Genomic DNA, 22,071 nt, shown 5'->3' with positions numbered 1-22,071 from the left:
TCATCCGAAAACCGGTTCCCACTTTTCGGCATCATGCTCTGATGGCGCTCACCCCGGTTCCCGTCGCGCGCAAGGCGCTGCTCGACAGCATTCCGGGACCGGCCGAGGCGGAAGCCCTGCCGCTGGCGCAATGCGCCTGGCGGGTGCTGGCCGGCGAGGTCAAGGCGCTCAGGACCCAGCCGCCCTTCGCCAATTCCGCCATGGACGGCTATGCCGTGCGCGGCGACGAGATGGCGGAAGGCGTGTCGCTCTCGGTGATCGGCGAATCCGCTGCCGGCCGGGCCTATGAGGGCGCCGTCGGACCGGGAGAAGCCGTGCGCATCTTCACGGGCGCGCCGATGCCTGAGGGCGCCGACACCATCCTGATGCAGGAAGATGCCGACGGCGTCGGAAGCCCGGTCATCCGCGTCCGTGTGCCGCCTGCCAAGGGCAAGTTCCTGCGCGCCGCGGGGCTGGATTTCCACGAAGGCGACGTCCTGCTCTCCGCCGGCCGCGTGCTCGACAGCGCGGCGCTCGGCCTTGCCGCCGCGATGGGGCATCCGACCCTGCCCGTCCGGCGCAAGCCGCGTGTCGCGATCCTCGCCACCGGCGACGAACTGGTGTCGCCCGGCGAGCCGGTCGGCCGCGACCAGATTGTCGCCTCGAACTCGTTCTCGCTGGCCGCGCTTGTCGAGAAGGCCGGCGGCACCGTGCTCGATCTCGGCATCGCCCGCGACGACCATGCTGATCTGGCCAGCAAGATCGCAAGGGCGAGCGAGGCCGATGCCGATGTGCTGATCACGCTGGGCGGTGCCTCCGTCGGCGCGCATGATCTCGTGCAGGAGGCGCTGACGCGCGCCGGCATGGCGCTCGGCTTCTGGAAGATCGCTATGCGGCCGGGCAAGCCGATGATGACCGGGCGGCTCGGCCGGATGGTCGTGGTCGGCCTGCCGGGCAACCCGGTCTCCTCGATCGTCTGCGGCCATCTCTTCGTCCTGCCCCTGATCGAGGCGCTGCTCGGCATCGCCGATGCCGATCGCGACCGCAGCATCCCCGCCATCCTCGGCCGCGACATGCCCGGCAATGACGAGCGGGAAGATTACCTTCGCTCGGAGCTCGCGCTGACGCCGGAAGGCTGGCTCGCGACGCCCTTCGACCGGCAGGATTCCTCGACGCTCGGCACGCTGGCGCGGGCGCAGGCCCTGACGATCCGCCCGGCCCATGCCGCCCCGGCCAGGAAGGGCGATGCCTGCCGGATTCTGCCCTTGCGGTAGCAACTTGCGGAACACAAGCAGAACGCGTATGGTGTTCGTGCTTTGTTTCGAATCTGCGCTTTGAGGGGCTGGCGGCGACCATGCTGACACGCAAGCAACACGAACTCCTGCGCTTCATCCAGGAACGCTTGCGCGAAAGTGGCGTACCCCCCTCCTTCGACGAGATGAAGGACGCGCTCGACCTGCGCTCGAAATCCGGCATCCACCGCTTGATCATGGCGCTGGAGGAGCGCGGCTTCATCCGCCGTCTGCCGAACCGGGCGCGCGCGCTCGAGGTCATCAAGATGCCGGACGGGCTCGGCGCCCCGCAGCCGCGCCCGCGCTTCAACCCGGCCGTCGTTCAGGGCGGCCTGGGCGCGCAGCCGAGCGTCGCCAAGCCCCGGCCCGCGGCGGTCGAGGACGACAGCCGGCATGCCATCGCCATCCCCGTCATGGGCCGGATCGCGGCGGGCACGCCGATCTCGGCGATCCAGAGCCGCAGCCACACGGTCTCGCTGCCGCCGGACATGCTCGGCTCCGGCGAGCATTACGCGCTGGAAGTGCGGGGCGATTCGATGGTTGAGGCCGGCATCCTCGACGGCGACACGGTCGTCATCCGCCGGCAGGACACCGCCAATACCGGCGATATCGTCGTGGCCCTGATCGACGACGAAGAGGCGACGCTGAAGCGCCTGCGCAAGCGCGGCTCCTCCATTGCGCTTGAGGCGGCGAACCCCGCCTATGAGACCCGCGTGCTTGGGCCCGACCGGGTCAAGATCCAGGGCCGCCTCGTCAACCTGATGCGGCGTTACTGAAGGCGTTCCGTGTCGGGGGCGGGGTCGCTGTCGGCCGACGATGCCGAGCGTGCGGCGGTGGGTTGGTTGGCCGACGCCGCCGGACGAGCTTCGCGCCGGCGGCTCCATGGGCGCTCGGCATCGCTCGGCTCCGAGGTTCGGCTGCTCCACCCCGATGCCTTGCGATAGAGCGAGGTTGCGCCGTCGCGCGTAAGCGCCATCCGCTCGATCAGCCTGGCCTTGCAGGTCCCGCTCCAGGGGATCGCGGTGACGACGAGATCGGCCCGTAGGCAGTCCTCGATGATGGCGAGGCGCTCGCGCGTATAGGAAATCGTGCGCTTGTCGGCCGTCTGCGCGACGCAAGCCAGACGATCGCAGGCGATGCCGGCGCGCAATGTCGGATCGTCGGGTGAGCGGCTGTCGCCATCGGCCGCGAGCCATTGCTGCAGAACGAAGCGGCTGGGCTTTCCGGCGATGGCGAGGCGCCCGTCGGCGCCGCGCACGGCCAGACCCGAGCCGTCGCGCTCGATCAGGATTTCCGGCCGTTCCGGCTTGCCGGCGATGGCGACGCCGAAGACCAGCGGCACAGCCGCCAGCCATCGCCAGGCCGTCGTCCAGAGCGCAAGCCACAGTAACGCCATCGCGAAGCACGCCAGCACCGCGGGGCCGAAGGCCGCGACCGTCACGGTGGAGTGATCGATGGACGCGACCCAATGCGCGACCTTGAGCACCACGTCGGAAGCCAACCCCATCAGGGCCCAGGCCGGCCAGTCCAGTCCGAACGGATAGGCGAGCACGCCGAATACCGCCGCCGGCATCACGAAAAGCGAGACGAAGGGCAGCGCCATGGCGTTGCCGAGCAGGCCGAAGGGATTGAAGGTCTGGAAATGATAGGCGCCGAAAGGCGCGGTCGCGGCGGTCGCCAGCATGGTGGTGACGAGGATGCCGAGCGCCGCCATCCAGATCGATCCGAGCGGCCACGGCAACGCGGGCGGCGGCTCGCTGCGATCTCTCCTTTCCCAGCGCTCGGCGAAGGCGATCAGCGCCGCGACCGCGCCGAAGGACATCTGGAAGCTCGGCCCCAGCAGCGCCTCCGGCTCGCGCAGCAGCACGATCATGGCGGCGAGCGCGAGATTGCGCATGCTCAGCGCCGCACGATCGACCAGAATCGCCCCGAGCATGACCAGCGTCATGATCAGCGAGCGCTCGGTCGCGACATCGCTGCCGGAAAAGATGCAATAGGCGGTTGCGCCGATCATGGCCGCGACCGCCGCGAGCTTCTTGACCGGCCAGTGCAGCGCCACCGTCTGCGACAAGGCCAGCAGCGCGCGGACCAGCCAGAAGATGGTCCCGGCCGCCAGCACCATGTGCAGGCCCGAGATCGAGACGATGTGGTAGATGCCGGCGGCGCGCAGGTCGTTGTTCGTGGCTTCCGTGATCAGGCCGCGCTTGCCGGTGACGAGCGCGGCGGCAACCGCCCCGCCCTGCCCGCCTCCGACCTCGGCGATGCGCCTGGTCAGCGCATTGCGGGCGCGGTCGATCGTCACGTCGATGGCGAGACGCATCGGCATCGGAAAGGGCGCCGGCGCCAATGCGATCTTGCCGGAGACGCTGCCGACGGCGCCGATCCCGCGGAAGAAGGCATCGCGTCCGAAATCGTAGCCGCCGGCCCGCGCTGGCCCGGGCGGTGGCAGCAGACGCGCGGTCGCGACGATATGGTCTCCCGGATTCACCGAGCCCTGCCGGATATTGACGCGGACGCGCTTCGGCCTGGAATCGGCGGGGACATTGGCGAGATCGGTGACGAGCACGACGAGCCGTGCGCCCTTGTCGCGGACTTCGACGCTCTCGACGAAGCCCGAGAGCTTGCCGATGCGCGGCCGCTCCAGCATCGGTGCCGCGATATCGGCCGTGCGCCAGACCCCGGCGGCGAAGCCCGCGAAGGCAGCGGCCGCCGCGAGGCAGGCCATGGACGCGACGGGGCGAAAGCGCAGAGCGAAGGCCGCCGCACTGCTCACAGCCAGACCCAGAAGCGGGGCCCATAATGCCGGCTCACGATCGGCGGCAAAGTAGAGCAGGATGCCGACGCCCATTGCGAAGGGCAGCCAGAGGAAGGGCCGGCGGCGCTCGACCTCCAGCGCAAATCCCTGCTGCAGACGGAGCCGAAGCTGTCGGAGCCAGGGACGCAGGCCCGCCGTCAGCGGCACCGAAGCACCGAGCCACGCCGGCTGTGCATCGGCGCGCGCGCCGCGCCGGCCTCGTTCCTGCCCCTGCCCCGGCGGCGCCGGCTGCATCGCCCGCCTCCCCTGCCGGCGCTGCGATTTGACCGCTTAGCGTTTCCGGCAAAGCCATGTTACAGGGCCCGCGCCGGTTGTCATGTCACGATCCGGCCCCCTTCCCTTGTCTTGCCCCGGACGGCCCTGCCGCCCGGCCGGAGTTCCCTCCCATGAGCAACGCCGTCGTCACGCGCTTTGCGCCCTCGCCCACCGGATTCCTGCATATCGGCGGAGCCCGGACCGCGCTGTTCAACTGGCTCTATGCCCGCCGGCACGGCGGCACGATGCTGCTGCGGATCGAGGATACCGACCGCGAACGTTCGACCGAGGCCGCCATTGCCGCGATTCTCGACGGGCTGGAATGGCTCGGCCTCGATTGGGACGGCCAGACCGTCTACCAGTTCCAGCGCGCCGCACGGCATCGCGAGGTCGCGGAGCAGATGCTCGCCGCCGGCACGGCCTATCACTGCTATGCGAGCCAGGCCGAGCTCGAGGAGATGCGCGAGAAGGCCCGCGCCGAGGGCAAGCCGCTGCGCTATGACGGGCGCTGGCGCGACCGCGATCCGTCGACGGCGCCGGAAGGCGTGAAGCCGGTCATCCGCCTCAAGGCGCCGCAGACCGGCGAGACCGTGGTCAATGACGAGGTCCAGGGCCGCGTCGTCTGGCAGAACGAGAATCTCGACGACCTCGTGCTGCTGCGCTCGGACGGCACGCCGACCTATATGCTCGCCGTCGTGGTCGACGACCACGACATGGGCGTGACCCATGTCATCCGCGGCGACGACCACCTGACCAATGCCGCCCGCCAGACTCAGATCTACAATGCGCTCGGCTGGGACGTGCCGAGCATGTCGCATATCCCCCTGATCCACGGGCCCGACGGCGCCAAGCTCTCGAAGCGCCATGGCGCGCTCGGCATCGATGCCTATCGCTCCATGGGCTATCTGCCGGCGGCCTTGCGCAACTATCTGGTGCGCCTGGGCTGGAGCCATGGCGACCAGGAGGTCTTCTCCACGCAGGAGATGATCGACGCCTTCAACCTGTCCTCGATCGGCCGTTCGCCCGCGCGCTTCGACTACGCCAAGCTGGAGAACCTGAACGGGCTCTATATGCGCCAGTCGAGCGACCAGGACCTGCTCGACGCGCTCAAGGTGATCCTGCCGGAGATCGGGCCGGCGCGCGGGCTCGGCGCCACGCTCTCGCCGGAGCTGGAGGCGAAGTTCCTCGCCGCGATGCCCGGCCTCAAGGAGCGCGCCAAGACGCTGATCGAGCTGCTCGACAGCGCATTCTATCTCTATGCCCAGCGCCCGCTGCAGCTCGACGACAAGGCGAGGGGCCTGCTCGACGAGGCCGCGCGCCAGCGCCTGCCGAAGATCGCGGAGACGCTCGCCGCCGTGAGCGACTGGTCGCCGGCGCCGCTCGAAGCGGCTGTTCGCGCCTATGTCGAGGAAAGCGGGCTGAAGCTCGGCCAGGCGGCGCAGCCGTTGCGTGCGGCGTTGACCGGGCGCGCGATGTCGCCGGGCCTGTTCGACGTCATGGCCGTTCTGGGTCGCGAGGAGACACTCGCGCGGCTCGCCGACCAGGCGGCGTGAGCCGGCGCGAACAGGGCCACGTTGTCATTCCGGGACTTCTCGCAGCGAAGAGTCCGGAATCTATGAATACGACGCTTATCGTCATGGTCGGGCTTGTCCCGACCATCCACGTCTTCCTTCATCGAATGCGGTGCTCAAGACGTGGATGCCCGCCACAAGGGCGAGCATGACGACTTCTGGAAAGCGTCGTGTTCATGGGTTCCGGGCTCGCGCCTGTGGCGCGCCCCGGAATGACAAGCCAGTGGTGCGAGGCCACCAGCTTCGCCGCGACGGCGGCTTCGATCTCCGAAAGCCCAAGAAAATCGCGGGGTCGGAAGCGCCTTCATCCGGCGTGAATCGACGCCTCGCGCAGATATGAGTGCAGCGCGGCTCCAACCGCCTTTTGGCTTGGTTGAATGCACTGCGCAAATGGTCTAGTGACGCGCAAGTGCATTGCAGCGCGCACGCGCGGCGGGCACGAATATTGCTTGTAAATCAGTCACATGGGCCACCTCTTCCCATCTCCTTCCGACATCGCGTCGTCACATCGCGGCCTTCGGATGCGAGATGCCCCGCGCAAAAGCGCGGAGAGGCGCAACCGGGGCTGAACAGCAGCGAGCCTTGAAAGGATCGGTATCGATGAGCGGAAACACCAGCCAGCTCCAGGTCGGCGACAAGACCGTCGACATGGCGATCAAGGAGGGGTCGGTCGGCCCCGCCGTCATCGACATTGCCAAGCTCTACGCCCAGACGGGCATGTTCACCTACGACCCCGGCTTCACCTCGACGGCGAGCTGCGAGTCGCAGATCACCTATATCGACGGCGACAAGGGCGTGCTGCTCTATCGCGGCTTCCCGATCGAGCAGCTCGCCGAGCACGGCGACTTCCTCGAAACCTGCTACCTGCTGCTCTACGGGGAGCTGCCGACCGCCGCCCAGAAGGCCGATTTCGACTATCGCATCACGCGCCACACCATGGTGCACGAGCAGATGGCCCGCTTCTTCCAGGGCTTCCGCCGCGACGCGCACCCGATGGCGGTGATGGTCGGCTCGATCGGCGCCATGTCGGCCTTCTACCATGACTCGACTGACATCTCGGATCCGCATCAGCGCATGATCGCCTCGATGCGGATGATCGCGAAGATCCCGACGCTGGCGGCGATGGCCTACAAGTACACGATCGGCCAGCCCTTCGTGTATCCGTTGAACTCGCTGGATTACACCTCGAACTTCCTGCGCATGTGCTTCGCGGTGCCGGCCGAGGATTACAAGGTCAATCCGGTGCTGTCGCGCGCGCTCGACCGCATCTTCATCCTGCACGCCGACCACGAGCAGAACGCCTCGACCTCGACGGTGCGTCTCGCCGGCTCGTCTGGCGCCAATCCCTTCGCCTGCATCGCGGCCGGCACGGCCTGCCTATGGGGCCCCGCCCATGGCGGCGCCAACGAAGCGGCGCTCAAGATGCTCGAGGAGATCGGCTCGGTCGACAACATCCCGAAATATATCGCTAAGGCGAAGGACAAGAACGATCCGTTCCGCCTGATGGGCTTCGGCCACCGGGTCTACAAGAACTACGACCCGCGCGCCAAGATCATGCAGAAGACCACGCATGAGGTGCTGAACGAGCTCGGGATCAAGGACGATCCGCTGCTCGACGTCGCGGTCGAGCTGGAGCGCATCGCGCTCTCGGACGAGTACTTCATCGAGAAGAAGCTCTATCCGAATATCGACTTCTATTCGGGCATCACTCTCAAGGCGATGGGCTTCCCGACCTCGATGTTCACCGTACTCTTCGCGGTCGCCCGTACGGTCGGCTGGATCGCGCAGTGGAAGGAGATGATCGAGGATCCGTCCCAGAAGATCGGCCGCCCGCGCCAGCTCTATACCGGCTCGCCGCAGCGCGACTACACCCCGATCGGCCGCCGCTGATCACAGCGGCATCGGTTATCCGGAAAGGCGCGCGGCGAAAGCCCCGCGCCTTTTTCATGGAATGAAGGGGCTGCCGTCGCCGAGGCGGTCGCTGTCCAGGAAGCAACCACATTTGTCATTCCGGGCTTCGCGCAAGCGAAGAACCCGGAACCTACGACTGGGCGAGCGGGCTGCACCCGGACCAGAATGTCTCACCCGGTCGTGGGTTCCGGGTTCGCGCCTGCGGCGCGCCCCGGAATGACAAGCGTTTGGATCGAAGCCGCGATAATCGGGGGCAACGCCCTGAGCCCTCATCCTGAGGAGCCAATTCACTTGGGAATGGCGTCTCGAAGGATGCTCCAGGAGGCTCGGATGCCCACTGGACCATATTTCGAGACGCCACTCACGCCGCTCCTCAGGATGAGGGCAGAGGTTCCCAAGATCGCGCTTAACCGACCTGCCCGGCCGGCAAGATAGCCAGCGCCGCCTCGACCGCATTGGCCGCGGGGCTCGGCCCGGCCGAGCGCATGATCGTCTCGACCTCGGCGAAACCGTCGAGCTGCTCCCGGCGCTTGCCGCCCTCGGCCATCGCGGCGAGGAGATGGCTGCTCAAGGCCTCCGCCGTCGCCTCTTCCTGGATGAATTCCGGAACGACGCTGCGGCCAAGGATCAGGTTGGGCAGAATCACGCTCGGCAGCTTGACGAGGCGTCGGGCCAGGAAGGCTTCCCAGTTCGCGCCGCGATAGGCGGCGACGGTCGGGACCTGCGACAGGGCGAGTTCCAGCGTCACGGTGCCGGAGGCCGCCAATGCGGCGCGGGCACTCCGGAAGGCAGCGAGCTTGGCCACGTCGCCGGTCACGATCTCCGGCTTGACGGACCACTGCGCCGTTGCCTCGGCGATCATCGGCTGCAACCGCTGCACGGCCGGCAGGACCAAATGCGCTCCCGGCACGGCCGCGGCGACCTTCGCCACCGCCTCGCCGAAGACCGGCATCAGGTGATGGATCTCGGAGCGCCGGCTGCCGGGGAGGATGAGGATGGTTGGCCGCTCGGCATCGTCGCGGCGAGCCTGCTCTTCCGCATCGGGGCGCATCTCGGCCAGCCGCTCCATCAGCGGATGGCCGACATAGACGGTCTCGGGGCCGTGCAGGCGCGCGAGCGCGGCGGGCTCGAAGGGTAGCAGCGCGAGGATGCGATCGACATGCGGCGCCATCCGCCGTGCCCGGCCGGAGCGCCAGGCCCAGACACTGGGGCAGACCCAGTGCACGATCGGGATCGAGGGCGCGCGTGCCCTCACCTTCTTGGCGGCGCGCAGGCAGAAATCCGGGCTGTCGATCGTCAGCAGCAGATCCGGTTCGAAAGCCGCAATGCCGCGCGCCGCGTCCTCCATCCGTCGCAGCAGCAAGGGCAGGCGCGCGATCACCGGGCCGAAGCCCATCACGGCGATGTCGGCCTGGGGGAAGAGCGGCTTCAAGCCGGCTTCGGGCAAGCCGTGATCGCCGACACCGCAGAGCTCGATCGGGCGGTCGCCCAAGCGCTCGCGCAGCGCTGAGAGGAAGCGCAAGGCCAGCGCATCGCCCGAGGCTTCACCCGCGATAATGGCCAGGCGGAACGGCCGCATCAGGGGAAGCCTTCGACGAAGAGGCCGAGTTGATCCGCCTGCCGGCCCAGCGCGGCCCGGTCGCCGACCAGCACCTGCCCGGCCCGGACGCCGATGCCGGAAAGCCCGGCCTCGGCAATGTTGCGTAAGGTATCCGGCCCGATGGCGGGCATGTCGACGCGCAGGTCCTGCCCGGTCTTGGGTACCTTCACCAGGAAGCCGTCGTCCTTGCCGATCTTGAGGCGTCCGCGTGCGACCAGATCGGCGACCCGCCGGATCATCGCATCCGTGCCTTCGGCGGCTTCGATCGCGACGACGCGGTGGTCGGCGAGGATCGCTGCCTGACCGACATCGAAGGGGGACAGGGTCGCCAGCAAGGCGAAGCCGCGTTCAAGCTCGGCGCGCTGTTCGGGGTTGGCCTGCTTGCGACCTAGAGCGCCCTGCGGCGCTGTCATTTCGGGCGCGATATCCGCCGGTCCATGGACGCGGAAACCCTGCATCTCGAAAAAGCGGACGACGCCGCGCAGCAGATGGTCGTCGCCGCCCTGAAAGGCCTTGGCGAAATGCGGCAGGTATTTCAGCGTCGAGACTTCCGGGCGCAGCGAGCCGAAGCTCGGCCGCGGCAAGGCGCCCAGCATGACGATATCGGCGATGCCGCGCCGGCGCAGCTCGTCGAGCAGGCTGCCGAGCTGGCCGAGACGGTAGCGCTTGATATCGGCGCCTTCACCGAAGGCTTCCGGATCGGCGGCGCCGTCGAGCGCCGCGATATAGGGACGCTCGCCATGGCCGGTCACGATGCGGGCGAGCTGGAGGGGATAGTCGCCGCTCCCCGCGATCATCGCGAGCGGGCCGCGAGCCGCGGAGACCACTCCTGGCGCCTCGGTGCTCACCGCTCCGCTGCGGTGGCTTCCCGCGGCGTGCAGAGCGGCTTGCCGCCGCCTTCCCGGATGAAGTTCAGGATTTCTTCGATCAGCGGCTGCTTCGAGAACTCCGTCGCGACGTCCTCGACGCGCTCCGCCAGCGTGCCTTCGTCGGCAAAGAGCAGGCGGTAGGCGCGGCGCAATTCGTTGATCTGCTCGCGGCTGAAATCGCGCCGCTTCAACCCGACCAGGTTGAGCCCGGCGAGATGGGCCGGATTGTCGCGAACGAGGCCGAAGGGAATGACGTCGCTCGTTACCCCGGCGCCGCCGCCGATGAAGGCGTGGTCGCCGATCCGGATGAACTGCAGCAGGCCGGCGCCGCCTCCGACGATGACGAAATTGCCGATCCTGACATGGCCGGCGCACATCGCGTTGTTCGAGAAGATGACGTTGTCGCCGATGCGGGAATCGTGCCCGACATGCGAATTCGCCAGGAAAGCGCAGCGATTGCCGACGACGGTCTCCATCCCGCCGCCCTCGGTGCCGGGATTCATCGTCACGCCCTCGCGGATGATGCAATCCTCGCCAACCGACAAGGTCGAAGGCTCGCCGCGATATTTGAGGTCCTGCGGCTGATGACCGATCGAAGCGAAGGGGAAGATGCGCGTGCGGGCACCGATCGTGGTGCGGCCGGCGACGACGGCATGGCTGACGAGCTCGACGCCCTCGCCGAGCACGACATCGGGGCCGACCTCGCAGAACGGCCCGATGCGGACGCCGGCACCGAGCCGGGCCTTCGGGTCGACGAGCGACATGGGATGAATGGTGACGCTCATCGAGACGCTGCCCTGATCCTGAACCGACCCGACGCTCAAACGACCATCGCCGAAATTTCAGCTTCGGCCACGAGCGCGCCATCGACCCGCGCCTCGCCGCGATAGAAGAAGATGTTGCGCTTGCGGGCGAGCTTGGTGAGGTGGAAGCGGATCTGGTCGCCCGGCGTGACCGGCTTGCGGAACTTCGCCTTGTCGATCGTGGTGAAGAGCACGGTCTTGACCTGCTTGTCGCCGAATTCGCTGGCGTTCACGACCAGGACGCCGGCCGTCTGCGCCATCGCTTCGATCATCAGAACGCCCGGGAACACCGGCCGCTCCGGAAAATGGCCGGTGAACTGGGGCTCATTGGCGGTGACGTTCTTGATGCCGACGCCGGAGGCGTCACCGTCGATCTCGACGACCCGATCGACCAGCAGGAACGGGTACCGGTGCGGAATGCTGGCCATGATCCTCTGGATGTCGATCACACCCAGCGCCGTCGTCGCCTCGCTCATGGTCTGTCTTCTCCCGCGTGCCTTCGCCGGGCCGCGCCTTGCATTCACGTCTGCGGCCGGAAACAGGCAATGCTCCTGCAACCGGCCACGATTTCAAAGCCTTCCGCCGCTTTGCCGGAAACGAAGCGGGTTCGGCAACAAGATTCTCAGCTTTCGCGGCAGAAAGCCCCATCCAACGACGGTGGAGCGCCTGTTTCAGCCCTGCGATGCGTCCGGCTTCTTGCCGCGATTGGCGACCAGGGTCTTGAGGAGCGCCGTCTCGCGCGCCCAGCCGAGCGCCGGCTGGGCCGGATAGCCGCCATAGCGCGCGCCGCGCGGGACGTCGCCGGCGACGCCGCTCTGCGCCGCGATCTGGGCTCCGACGCCGATGGTGAGATGTCCGGCGAGCCCGACCTGCCCGCCGAGCACGACGAAATCCTCGAGCGTCGAGGAGCCAGCGAGACCGGTCTGCGCGCAGATCACGCAATGGCGCCCGATCACGCAGTTATGGCCGATCTGGACGAGGTTATCGATCTTGGTGCCCTCGCCGATCACCGTGTCGCGGCTGGCGCCGCGGTCGATCGTGCTGTTGGCGCCGATCTCGACATCGTCCTGGATGATGACGCGGCCGACCTGCGGCACCTTCATGTGCCCCTTGGGGCTCATCGCGAAGCCGAAGCCGTCCTGCCCGATCCGCGCGCCGGGATGGACGATGACGCGGTTGCCGATCAGCGAGGCCTGGATCGTGCTGCCCGCCCCGATCGAGCAGTTGCGGCCGATCCGGACCTGCGGGCCGATGACCGCATGCGAGGCCACCACGGTTCCGGCCCCGATCTCGGCGCCCGGCCCTACCACCGCGCCCGGATCGACGGTGACGCCCGCCTCCAGCACGGCGGTGGCATGGACGATGGCGCCGGGCGCGACGCCCTGCGAGGCGAAGACCGATTCAGGCTTCAGCGCATTCGGAAAGCAATGCGCCATCACCTTCGCGAAGGCGTGATAGGGCGCGGGCGAAACCAGCGCCACCGTTCCCGCCGGAACGCGATCGGCGAAACGCGGCGAGACGAGACACAGGCCCGCCTTGGTCGCCGCCAGGGCCTCCGTGTATTTCGGATTGTCCATATAGGCGAGATCGGCCGGGCCCGCATTCTCGAGCGCGGCGATGCCGTCGAGCTTGCGGGACGCTTCAACGCTATCCGGCAGGAGAGCGCCTGAAATGCTTGCGACCCCGCCGAAGTCCAGCGAGGTCGCGAAGGGAAAGAAAACAGGCTCTGCCATGATCCGGTCCGGAGCGGATCGCCGCGCATCCCACCGGACGCGAGGATGGCGATCCATGTCGTTGTTATCGCATCGATTTGTTCCAGGAAGCTGGAACCGCTTCCCGGTCGATGCCGAAGCCCCGCTACGTCAGAAGCGGGTGCCGCCCGAGAAGCGGAAGGCCTGGAGGCGGTCGCCGCCATACTTGCCGACGATACCGGTCTGCGGATTGATGCCGATCTGGCCGTCATCCTTGGTCAACGCGTAGGCGTAGTCGAACCGGATCGGGCCGAGCGGCGACTGCCAGAGCAGGCTCACGCCCACCGACGAGCGCAGGATGTTCTTGTCGCGGATACAGCCGATATTCGACTGGGCGCCACCGGTGATGACGTTGTACTGGCGTGCCTCCGAACCGGCCGGGCAGGCAAAGGCCACCGACTTCGAGCCGCCGTCATAGTGGAACAGCGTGCCGGCATCGGCGAAGACCGCACCGCGCAGGCCGAGATCGCGCGGCAGACCGAAGAGCGGGAACTGCAATTCGACGGTGCCGCCGAAATAGGTCGTACCGCCCACCGCGTTCGCCGTCGGATCGTTCAGCACGTCGCGCGGGCCGATGCCGGAGGGCGCGAAGCCACGCACCAGCGACGGGCCGAGGAAGTAGTGATCGACCATGCGCAGGTTGCCGCTGGTCGCCTGGACGTGACCGCCCTGGACGCGCAGGAAACCGACGACGTCGTCGAAGATCTCGCGATAATAGCGGGCATCGGCGGAGATGCGCAGGAACTTCGAGTCGCCGCCGAGGCCGGCGAATTCCGGCTTCAGCTCTGCGATGAAGCCGTTGCGCGGGTTCTGGACGTTGTCGAGCGAGTTGTAGTTGAAGTTCAGGCCGACGAGCGAGGTCAGGGTCGTGCCCTGGGCCTCCTTGACCGCCACCGTCGCCTCGCCGTTGGTCACGCAGTTGTAGAGGTCACCCGCACCGCCCGTCGGCGTGATGCCCGCGATCGGGAAGGTACAGTCGTTATAAGGACGGCTGATCTCGTTCGGGATGTCGATCTCGGTCGTGTAGAGCGAGTAGCGCGGCGTGACCGAGAACTCCTCCGTGATCGGGAAGGTGAAGCGCACCTGCCCGCCGGTCACGCGGCTCTCGAAGCGGCCGGTGTTGTAGTTGTCGTTGTACTTCGAGAACAGGTCGATACCCGCCGCCACGCGATAGCCCAGGAAATAGGGCTCGGTGAACGAGAAATCGATGCCCTGCGTCCGCTGGCCGAGCGTGCCCGCGATACGGACGAACTGACCACGGCCGAGGAAGTTCGATTCCGACAGCGAGATTTCGCCGATGACGCCGTCCGAGGTCGAGTAACCGCCCGCGACCGAGAAGGAGCCGGTCGCCTTGTCCTCGACATCGATATTGACGACGACGCGATCCGGCGCCGAGCCCGGCTCGTTGGTGATGCGGACCTTGGTGAAGAAGCCGAGATTGTTCAGGCGACGCTCGGCACGATCGACCATGACCTTGTTGTAGGCATCGCCCTCGCCGAGATCGAGCTCGCGACGCACGACATAGTCGCGGGTACGGGTGTTGCCGCGCACGTTGATGCGCTCGACATAGACCCGCGGGCCTTCGTCGACGACATAGGTGATGCCGATCATGCGGCCCGCGGCATCGCGATCGCCGCGCGGGCGCACCTGGGCGAAGGCATGGCCGCGGCGAGCCACTTCCGTGGTGAGCGCGACCAGCGACTTCTCGACCGCCTCGGCATTGTAAGTGTCGCCGGTGGAGGTCGCGACGTAGCGCTGCAGGGCAGCGGCATCGACATCGCGCAGCGAGGAATCGACCGAGACGTTACCGACCTGGTACTGCGGACCTTCCGAGACCTGAATATCGACGACCCAGCCGCCGGCCGCCTCGTCGAAGCGCGCGCCGCTGTTGACGACCTGGAAATCGGCATAGCCGTTCTTCAGGTAGAAGCGGCGGATGAGATCGAGATCCGAGTTGATCCGGTCGGGATCATAGACGTCCGAGGTCTTGATCCAGCTCAGGAAATTCGATTCCGTCGAGGCCATCAGACCGCGCAGGCGCCCGGCCGAATAGGCCTGGTTTCCTGTGAAGTTGATCGACTTGATGCCGGTCTTGCCGCTCTCGTTGACGGTGAAGACGATATCCTGGCGACCGTTCGGCAGCGGAGCCACGCGGCCGCTCACCGAAGACAGGCCGTAGCCGGCCCGGCGATATGCCTCGCGCAGGCGCTCGGCATCGGAATTGATCAGGGCCTGGCTGACCGGGCCGCCGGCACGCGACTGCACGATCTGCGAAAGCTGCTCGCTCTTCAGCTTGCGGTTGCCCTCGAAGGCGACGCGATTGACCGTGCCGCCCTGCTCCTGGACCGACACGACGACCTGGGAACCGCGCCGGCTGACCTGCACGCTGCTGAACAGGCCGGTCGCCAGCAGGCTCTCGCGGATTTCCTGGGGGTTCTCGCGACCGACGGCGTAGGAGCGGATCGTCTCCGCATCGACCCGCCGATTGCCGTGGACGACCACGGCCTGCGCGAAAGCCACACCACCACTCACGGCCAGCATCAAAGCCGAAAGTCCGATCGATCGAGAGAGCCGCATCCTGGTCCGGCTCTTTTGGGTCGACGTCATCGGGTCGCCTATTCCATCTCTCTGGTCACCACCCCAAACGGGGACCGCCATCAACCAACGGCGGCACGGGGACATTGCGGTTCAATCGCTTCTACAAAGTTTCCGGCAGGGTGCAAACCGCGATCATCGTTAATAAAGCGTTTTTAGAAATCTCGTTGCCGGAGGGCCACGCAGCATGCCGTTTTTCCGCCGCAAACCATGCGCGCGAAAGCGGTTTTACAGCATTCCCCGGACATGAACGATGTCGTTCCAGGTCACGAACAGCATCAGCATCAGCACGAGCGCGAGCCCCACCCGGAAGCCGATTTCCTGCGCCCGCGGGCTCAGCGGCCGGCCGCGCAGGGCCTCGTAGAGATAGAACAGCAGATGTCCGCCATCGAGCATCGGAACCGGCACCAGATTCATCAGGCCGATCGAGACCGAGAGGATGGCGGCGAGGTTGATCAGCCCGAGAAAACCGCCATTCGAGGCGACCACGCCGGAAACCTGGGCGATCCGAATCGGGCCTGAGAGCTGGTCGGTGGATTCGCGCCCCGTCACCAGCTTGGCGACGTAATCATAGGTCCGGGTCACCACGAACCAGGTCTCGACCAGACCGGCCTTGGCGGAATCCAGCAGTCCGAATCGTTGCGTCTTCCAATCTTCCGGGCGCGGCGAAGCCCTGACGCCGATCACGCCGATCCGCTGCGTGCCGAGCTGGGTCTTGATTTCGGTGAGCGTCGGGGTCACCGGAAGCGTCACCGTGCCGCCGGCGCGTTCGATCGAGACCTCGAGGCGCTCCTCGGGTCGGATCGAGACGATGCGCTGCATGTCGGAGAAGCTGGCGACCTTCTGACCGTCGATGGCGATCACGATGTCGCCCGCCTTCAGGCCCGCCTTCTCCGCGGCGCTCCCGGCGACGACGGCATCGACGCGCGGTATCAGCACCTGCTTGCCGAAGAAGAAGGCCGAGCCGGCGAAGATCAGGATCGCCAGTAGGAAATTCGCGATCGGGCCGGCAGCGACGATCGCCGCCCGCTCGCCGAGCGACTGCGCCGGGAAGGAGCGCGCGCGCTCCTGCGCCGACATGCGGCCGACAGCCGCATCGTCGGGCGCGCTGGCGGCGTCGGCATCGCCGGAAAACTTGACGTAGCCGCCGAGTGGAATCAGCGCGAAGCGCCAGCGCGTGCCGTGCCGGTCGTTGAAGCCGAAGATCTCGCGACCGAAGCCGATCGAGAAGGTCTTGACGTCGACCCCGCACCAGCGGCCGACCAGGAAATGTCCGAGCTCGTGGAAGAAGACGACGACGGTCAGGACGAACAGGAACGGCAGCAGATAACCGAGCACGAAGTGTCCGGCATTCCAGAGCGACGCTGCGAATTCCATGAAACTTACCCCCAGGGCCCCTGTCGGCCTTTAGGTGACAGTGAACCGAGCTTGCGACAAGAGCGAGGCAGCCCGCCTTCGCGAATCTTGGTCAACGGCGAGAGCCGCGGCGACGTCATCCGGAGCCTTGGACCCCGTCGTCGAAGCCGCGCAGACCGCCTCCACCAATGCGGCGATATCGGGAAAGCGGAGCCGGCCCTCCAGAAAGGCGGCGACGGCGACCTCGTTGGCGGCGTTGAGCACGGCCGGCATCGCGCCGCCTTCGCGCAAGGCGCTCATCGCGAGTGCGAGCGCCGGAAAGCGGACGAGATCGGGCCGCTCGAAGGAGAGCGGTGCCGCCAGCGCCAGATCGAGGAAGCGCGAAGGCGGCGCGTCGAGGCGGTTGTCGATGCCGAGGCAATGCGCCGCCGCGACCCGCATGTCCGGCACCGCCATGCCGGCGCTGACCGAGCCGTCGCGGAAGGTGACGAGACCGTGGACGATCTGCTGGGGATGGACGAGCACGTCGAGCTGGTCCGGCCGCAGATCGAACAGGAAGCGGGCCTCGATCAGCTCAAGTCCCTTGTTCATCATGCTGGCGGAGTCGATCGTGATCTTGGCGCCCATCGCATAGTTCGGGTGCTTCAGCGCCTGGCCGGGCGTCGCCGCCGCGATGCGCTCGGCGCTCCAGGTCCGGAACGGTCCGCCTGAGGCGGTCAGCGTCATGCTGCGGACCGAGGAAAGCGGCTCGGCCCCGAGAACCTGGAACAATGCGTTGTGCTCGGAATCGAGCGGCAGCAGCCGGGCGCCGGCCTCTGCCACGCGCGCCATCACGGCGGCGCCGGCGCAGACCAGGCTTTCCTTGTTGGCGAGCGCGATCGTGCGCCCCGGCTGGAGCGCGGCGAAGGTCGCCTCCAGCCCGGCCGCGCCCGAGATCGCGCTGACGACGACATCGGCGGGACGGTCGACCGCTTCCAGCACGGCCGAGCGCCCTGCCCCGCTGGCGATTCCGGTGCCCGACAGCGCCTGTCTCAACGCCTCGCCGCCGGCGGCGTCCGCAAGAGCGGCGAAGGACGCGCCGGTCTCGATCGCGGTTCGCGCCAGCGCCTGCGCGTCCCGGCCGCCGACGACGCTGGCGATCGCGAGGCGATCGGGATTCTCGGCGACGACATCGCGGACCGAGCGCCCGACGGAGCCCGTCGCTCCCAGAAGCGTGACGCTGCGCACGGACATCGGGATCAGACGTTGAGATGCAGGGCGAAGAGCGCGAAGCCGGCGAGCACCAGAACCGCCCAATAGCCGTCGAGCCGGTCGAGGAAGCCGCCATGACCGGGGATGAGCTTGCTCGAATCCTTGGCGTCGAACCGGCGCTTCAGCGCGGATTCGAACAGGTCGCCGGCCTGGCTGACGATCGAGCCTGCGAGCGAGGCGGCGATCACCGGCCCGGCCGCGCTCATGCCCTGCAGCGCCGGCACCAGCCGCCAGACGAGATAGCCACCGATCATGCCGGCGACCGCGCCGCCGATCGCGCCCGACCAGGTCTTCTTCGGGCTGACCGCCGGCATCAGCTTGGGCCCGCCGAGCCTGCGGCCGGTGAAATAGGCGCCGATATCGGTGAGCCAGACGACGGCGAAGCTCCACAGGATCAGCGCAAGACCGACACCCGGAAGATCGCGCAATGCCGGCGTGACCAGCGCGAAGGCCAGCGCATAGGCCACGCCGCAGAGTTCCAGCGCCAGGCGCGAGCGCACGAAAGGCGTCGCGAGCGCGCCGAGAAGGGCAGCGGCGGAGGCGGTGCCCGCGAGCGCGGCCGGGCTTGCCGGATAGAAGGCCAGCGCGAGGCCGGCCACGACCACGCCGATGCCGGCGGGAACCGCATTGCCGCGGCCGATGATCGCGAGCCACTCGTAGGCGACGAGGCCGGCGACCAGAATCCAGACGAGGCGGAAGGGCCAGCCGCCCCAGAGCGTGACCAGCAGGATCAGCACGCCGAGAACCAGCGCCGAGATGACCCTGAGCCTCAGCTCGGAGCCTGCGGGCGTTCCCGGAGGACTGGGCGCATTCACGCGACGCCCACGCTGCGGTCGGAGGGCGTGGACAAGCCACCGAAGCGGCGCTCGCGCTGGCGGTACTGGGCGAGCGCGTCCTCGAAGGCGGCGCGGTCGAAATCGGGCCACATCACCGGCGCGAAAATGAACTCCGCATAGGCCGCCTGCCAGAGCAGGAAGTTCGAGATGCGGGTCTCGCCCGAGGTTCGGATGACCAGTTCGGGATCGGGAATGTCGTGGGTGTCGAGCCGGCCTGCGATCGCGGCCTCGTCGATCGCGGCCGGATCGATCCGTCCCGCCACGGCATCGGCCGCCAGCCGTCGCGTCGCGCGAATGATCTCGTCACGCGAGCCGTAATTGAAGGCGATGACCAGCACGAGCCCGGTATTGTCGCGGGTGCTGGCTTCGGCGTGCTCGACGAGCCGGCGCAGATCGGCCGCCAGATCGTCCCGGCTGCCGATGATGCGCACCCGGACATTGGCGGCCGAGAGCTCGGCGAGGTCCTTCTCGACGAAATGCTTGAGCAGCCCCATTAGGAAGGAGACTTCCGCGTAGGGACGGCGCCAGTTCTCGGTCGAGAACGAGTAGAGCGTCAGGTACCGGATGCCGAGATCGCTGGCATTGCGCACGGTACGCCGCAGCGCCTCCAGCCCGCGGCGATGGCCCTCCTGCCGCGGCAGCCCGCGCATCTGCGCCCAGCGCCCGTTGCCGTCCATGATGATGGCGACATGGGCCGGGTTGGACACGTCTGCGTCGCGCGGACCGGATGACATGCGGATAAGCCTCGCTCGGCTTCGGCCGAAGGAGCGCGGGAGATCGCCCGCGCGGGACATCAGACGTGCAGGATTTCCTTTTCCTTCGCTGCAAGCGCCTGGTCGATCTCGGCGATGTGCTGGTCGGTCGCCTTCTGGACGAGGTCGGAATTGCGGGCGGCGTCGTCCTTGGTCATGTCGCCGTCCTTCTCGAGCTTCTTGACGACGTCGATGCCGTCGCGACGGACATGGCGCACGGCGACCTTGGCCTCCTCGGCATATTTATGCGCGACCTTGACCATCTCCTTGCGGCGCTGCTCGTTCAGCTCGGGGATGCGGATGCGCAGGACCTGGCCTTCTGTCTGCGGGTTGAGGCCGAGATCGGATTCGCGCACGGCCTTGTCGACGGCGTTGACCATCGAGCGGTCCCAGACCTGCACGCTGAGCAGGCGCGGCTCCGGCACGGAGACCGTGGCGAGCTGGCTCAGCGGGGTGCGGGCACCATAGGCCTCGACCATGATCGGGTCGAGCATGTTGGCGGAGGCGCGGCCGGAGCGCAGCGAGGCGAGATCGCCCTTGAAGGACTGCACCGCACCGGCCATGCGGCGCTTGATGTCGGCGAGGTCGAACGTCGTCTGGGCCATTTCAATCGGGACCTTGCAGGTAGTTCAAAATCGGCGAGACCATGGCGGCGAGGCCGCGCAGGGTCAAGATTGACATCCTCGAACAGCATTTTCCCCCGCGATGAGCAAGGGAAAAGCGTCGATGCGGGCGGATCATGACCGGGAAGCAGTCCAATCCGCTGCTCCGGAGCCCAAGGATGCCTATTTCATCCTAGAGGCCGGCCCGCTTGCCGGCCAGCGTCGTCCGCCAGGGAACCGTGGAGAAAACCGTGCCTCACCTCAACCGCATCGTCGAGACCGCGCTCTATGTCGACGATCTCGACCGCGCCAGCATGTTCTACGAGGACAAACTCGGCCTCGCGCCGCTGCTCAAGACGAAGACGCTCTTCGCCTATGATGTCGGGGGAGCGAACGTGCTGCTGCTGTTCCAGCGTGGCGCCTCGCTGCAGACGCAAGCCTCGACCGGCGGCACGATCCCGCCGCATGACGGCAGCGGGCCGCTGCACATCGCCTTCGCGATCGATGCCGAAGAGCTTCCGGCCTGGGAGACCAGGCTGGAAGAGTTCGGCATCGCCGTGGAGGGTCGAATGCAGTGGGAGCGCGGCAGCACGAGCCTGTATTTTCGCGATCCTGACGGGCATCTGCTGGAGCTGGCGACGCCCGGCCTGTGGAAGACCTATTAAGCCTCCGCCGATTTCCAACGTCATCCCGGAAAACTGCGTAGCAGCGCCGACCCGAGATCCATCGAAAAGCGCCTGCGCTCTACGATCAATCCCTTCCGGTCGGAGCTGTACGACTGTCATTACGGGGCATGCCGCAGGCATGAACCCGGAACCCACGACTGGGTGGATCGCCTGCAATCCGGCACAAGATGTCTCACCCAGTCGTGGGTTCCGGGTTCTTCGCTGCGCGGAGCCCCGGAATGACAATGGTGATTCCGGCCGGAAACGCTCCCGCAAGCATTCTTCTCGTCGGAGCTCTGCGATGAACTGAGTCGAGCGCTGCCATCTATACCCAACGTGGCTACCGCCTCAGGGCGTGACGTAGGTCGCCCTGCCCTCGCCGCGCAGCACCGCCGCCAGCATGCCGGGCTCGGCGATCGAGAAGACGACGATGGTCAGGCTGGCGTCGCGGGCGAGCGCGAAGGCGGCGGTGTCCATCACCTTGAGGTCGCGTTTGATCGCATCCTCATGGGTCAGCGTGTCGTAGCGGGTCGCGGTCGGGTCCTTCTTCGGGTCGGCGCTGTAGACGCCGTCGACCTGCGTCGCCTTGAGGAGATGGCTGCAGCCCAGTTCGGCCGCGCGCAGGGCCGCACCGGTATCGGTCGTGAAATACGGGTTGCCGGTGCCGCCGCCGAGGATGACGACCTTGCCGTTGCTGAGATGGTCGAGCGCGCGCTTGCGGGCATAGCTCTCGCAGAGCGACGGCATCGGCACCGCCGACATGGCGCGCGCGGGAGCGCCGGCCGCCTCGATCGAATGCTCCAGTGCGAGCGCGTTCATCACCGTGCCGAGCATGCCGATCGAATCGGCGGTGGTGCGGTCGAGACCCTTGTTCAGGCCCTGGACGCCGCGGAAGAAGTTGCCGCCGCCGACGACGATGCCGATCTCGACGCCCTCGCGCGAGGCATGGGCGATATCGGCGGCGAGCGCCGTCAGCGTGCCGCCGTCGAGACCGTTACCGACGGGACCGGCAAGGGCTTCACCGGAGAGCTTCACGAGAACGCGTTGGGGTCTCATCGATGTCTCTCCGTCGTGTTGGGGTGGCCGCGATTCGAACGCCGCCCTGTCTTCCTACAAAAAAGGCCGCGCGATGCGCGGCCTTTCTGTCACCTGATGAGCACTTTGTCTT

18 protein-coding genes are annotated in these 22,071 nt (G+C 67.3%); 5 read left to right on the top strand and 13 right to left on the bottom strand.

Annotation, left to right across the window (positions count from 1 at the left end; translation table 11 throughout):
• The first annotated feature begins 41 nt into the window (after nt 1–41).
• Nucleotides 42–1,253, top strand: coding sequence for a molybdopterin molybdotransferase MoeA (locus OCUBac02_RS13435; RefSeq protein WP_173046244.1), 1,212 nt, complete (start codon nt 42–44; stop codon nt 1,251–1,253).
• Nucleotides 1,254–1,333: 80 nt separating this feature from the next.
• The gene (gene lexA / locus OCUBac02_RS13430) at nt 1,334–2,047 is read left to right on the top strand and encodes a transcriptional repressor LexA (protein WP_173046243.1); all 714 of its coding nucleotides are present in this window, start codon (nt 1,334–1,336) and stop codon (nt 2,045–2,047) included.
• Here the strand turns inward: lexA and OCUBac02_RS13425 are convergent.
• On the bottom strand, nt 2,041–4,320 hold the full coding sequence (locus tag OCUBac02_RS13425) for a ComEC/Rec2 family competence protein (protein WP_173046242.1): 2,280 nt from the start codon (nt 4,318–4,320) through the stop codon (nt 2,041–2,043). The genes lexA and OCUBac02_RS13425 overlap by 7 nt on opposite strands.
• 152 nt (nt 4,321–4,472) lie before the next feature.
• On the opposite strand from OCUBac02_RS13425, the gene gltX reads away from it, so the two are divergent.
• Nucleotides 4,473–5,894, top strand: a complete 1,422-nt coding sequence (gene gltX, locus OCUBac02_RS13420) for a glutamate--tRNA ligase (protein WP_173046241.1) — start codon at nt 4,473–4,475, stop codon at nt 5,892–5,894.
• A gap of 618 nt (nt 5,895–6,512) precedes the next feature.
• A complete protein-coding gene (gene gltA / locus OCUBac02_RS13415; protein WP_173046240.1) occupies nt 6,513–7,802 on the top strand; it encodes a citrate synthase in 1,290 nt (429 codons plus the stop codon).
• A gap of 427 nt (nt 7,803–8,229) precedes the next feature.
• Here gltA and lpxB read toward each other — a convergent pair whose 3' ends face one another.
• The 11 genes from lpxB to frr form a co-directional block, all read right to left on the bottom strand.
• Entirely contained in the window at nt 8,230–9,402 is a 1,173-nt protein-coding gene (lpxB, locus tag OCUBac02_RS13410; protein ID WP_173046239.1) for a lipid-A-disaccharide synthase, read from the bottom strand.
• Nucleotides 9,402–10,250 (bottom strand): LpxI family protein, encoded by an 849-nt coding sequence (locus tag OCUBac02_RS13405; protein ID WP_173046237.1) that lies wholly within the window; start codon nt 10,248–10,250, stop codon nt 9,402–9,404. The genes lpxB and OCUBac02_RS13405 overlap by 1 nt, the downstream gene beginning before the upstream one ends.
• 17 nt (nt 10,251–10,267) lie before the next feature.
• On the bottom strand, nt 10,268–11,077 hold the full coding sequence (gene lpxA / locus OCUBac02_RS13400) for an acyl-ACP--UDP-N-acetylglucosamine O-acyltransferase (protein ID WP_173046235.1): 810 nt from the start codon (nt 11,075–11,077) through the stop codon (nt 10,268–10,270).
• 35 nt (nt 11,078–11,112) lie between these two features.
• Nucleotides 11,113–11,571: a 3-hydroxyacyl-ACP dehydratase FabZ gene (gene fabZ, locus OCUBac02_RS13395; RefSeq protein WP_173046233.1), complete on the bottom strand. Its 459-nt coding sequence runs from the start codon at nt 11,569–11,571 to the stop codon at nt 11,113–11,115.
• A gap of 195 nt (nt 11,572–11,766) precedes the next feature.
• Nucleotides 11,767–12,828, bottom strand: a complete 1,062-nt coding sequence (gene lpxD, locus OCUBac02_RS13390; RefSeq protein WP_173046231.1) for a UDP-3-O-(3-hydroxymyristoyl)glucosamine N-acyltransferase — start codon at nt 12,826–12,828, stop codon at nt 11,767–11,769.
• Between the two features lie 129 nt (nt 12,829–12,957).
• Complete coding sequence (gene bamA / locus OCUBac02_RS13385; protein ID WP_173046229.1) at nt 12,958–15,453, bottom strand: outer membrane protein assembly factor BamA; 2,496 nt, start codon at nt 15,451–15,453, stop codon at nt 12,958–12,960.
• 216 nt (nt 15,454–15,669) lie between these two features.
• Nucleotides 15,670–16,818 (bottom strand): RIP metalloprotease RseP, encoded by a 1,149-nt coding sequence (rseP, locus tag OCUBac02_RS13380; RefSeq protein WP_173046227.1) that lies wholly within the window; start codon nt 16,816–16,818, stop codon nt 15,670–15,672.
• Between the two features lie 30 nt (nt 16,819–16,848).
• Nucleotides 16,849–18,030 (bottom strand): 1-deoxy-D-xylulose-5-phosphate reductoisomerase, encoded by a 1,182-nt coding sequence (dxr, locus tag OCUBac02_RS13375; protein WP_173046225.1) that lies wholly within the window; start codon nt 18,028–18,030, stop codon nt 16,849–16,851.
• A gap of 5 nt (nt 18,031–18,035) precedes the next feature.
• The gene (locus OCUBac02_RS13370; protein ID WP_173046223.1) at nt 18,036–18,863 is read right to left on the bottom strand and encodes a phosphatidate cytidylyltransferase; all 828 of its coding nucleotides are present in this window, start codon (nt 18,861–18,863) and stop codon (nt 18,036–18,038) included.
• The gene (locus tag OCUBac02_RS13365; RefSeq protein ID WP_173046221.1) at nt 18,860–19,618 is read right to left on the bottom strand and encodes an isoprenyl transferase; all 759 of its coding nucleotides are present in this window, start codon (nt 19,616–19,618) and stop codon (nt 18,860–18,862) included. Before OCUBac02_RS13365 ends, OCUBac02_RS13370 begins: the two co-directional genes overlap by 4 nt.
• 59 nt (nt 19,619–19,677) lie before the next feature.
• The gene (frr, locus tag OCUBac02_RS13360; RefSeq protein ID WP_047575806.1) at nt 19,678–20,241 is read right to left on the bottom strand and encodes a ribosome recycling factor; all 564 of its coding nucleotides are present in this window, start codon (nt 20,239–20,241) and stop codon (nt 19,678–19,680) included.
• A 248-nt stretch (nt 20,242–20,489) separates the two neighbouring features.
• Here frr and OCUBac02_RS13355 point away from each other — a divergent pair, with 248 nt between their 5' ends.
• Nucleotides 20,490–20,903: a VOC family protein gene (locus OCUBac02_RS13355; protein ID WP_173046219.1), complete on the top strand. Its 414-nt coding sequence runs from the start codon at nt 20,490–20,492 to the stop codon at nt 20,901–20,903.
• A gap of 348 nt (nt 20,904–21,251) precedes the next feature.
• On the opposite strand, the gene pyrH is transcribed toward OCUBac02_RS13355, so the two are convergent.
• Nucleotides 21,252–21,959: a UMP kinase gene (gene pyrH / locus OCUBac02_RS13350; protein WP_047575803.1), complete on the bottom strand. Its 708-nt coding sequence runs from the start codon at nt 21,957–21,959 to the stop codon at nt 21,252–21,254.
• Nucleotides 21,960–22,071: the final 112 nt, after the last annotated feature.

This window comes from Bosea sp. ANAM02, from assembly GCF_011764485.1.
GTDB lineage: Bacteria > Pseudomonadota > Alphaproteobacteria > Rhizobiales > Beijerinckiaceae > Allobosea.
The sequence above is the reverse complement of the archived record's forward strand: the minus strand, read 5'-3'. Positions and strand labels throughout refer to the sequence as shown.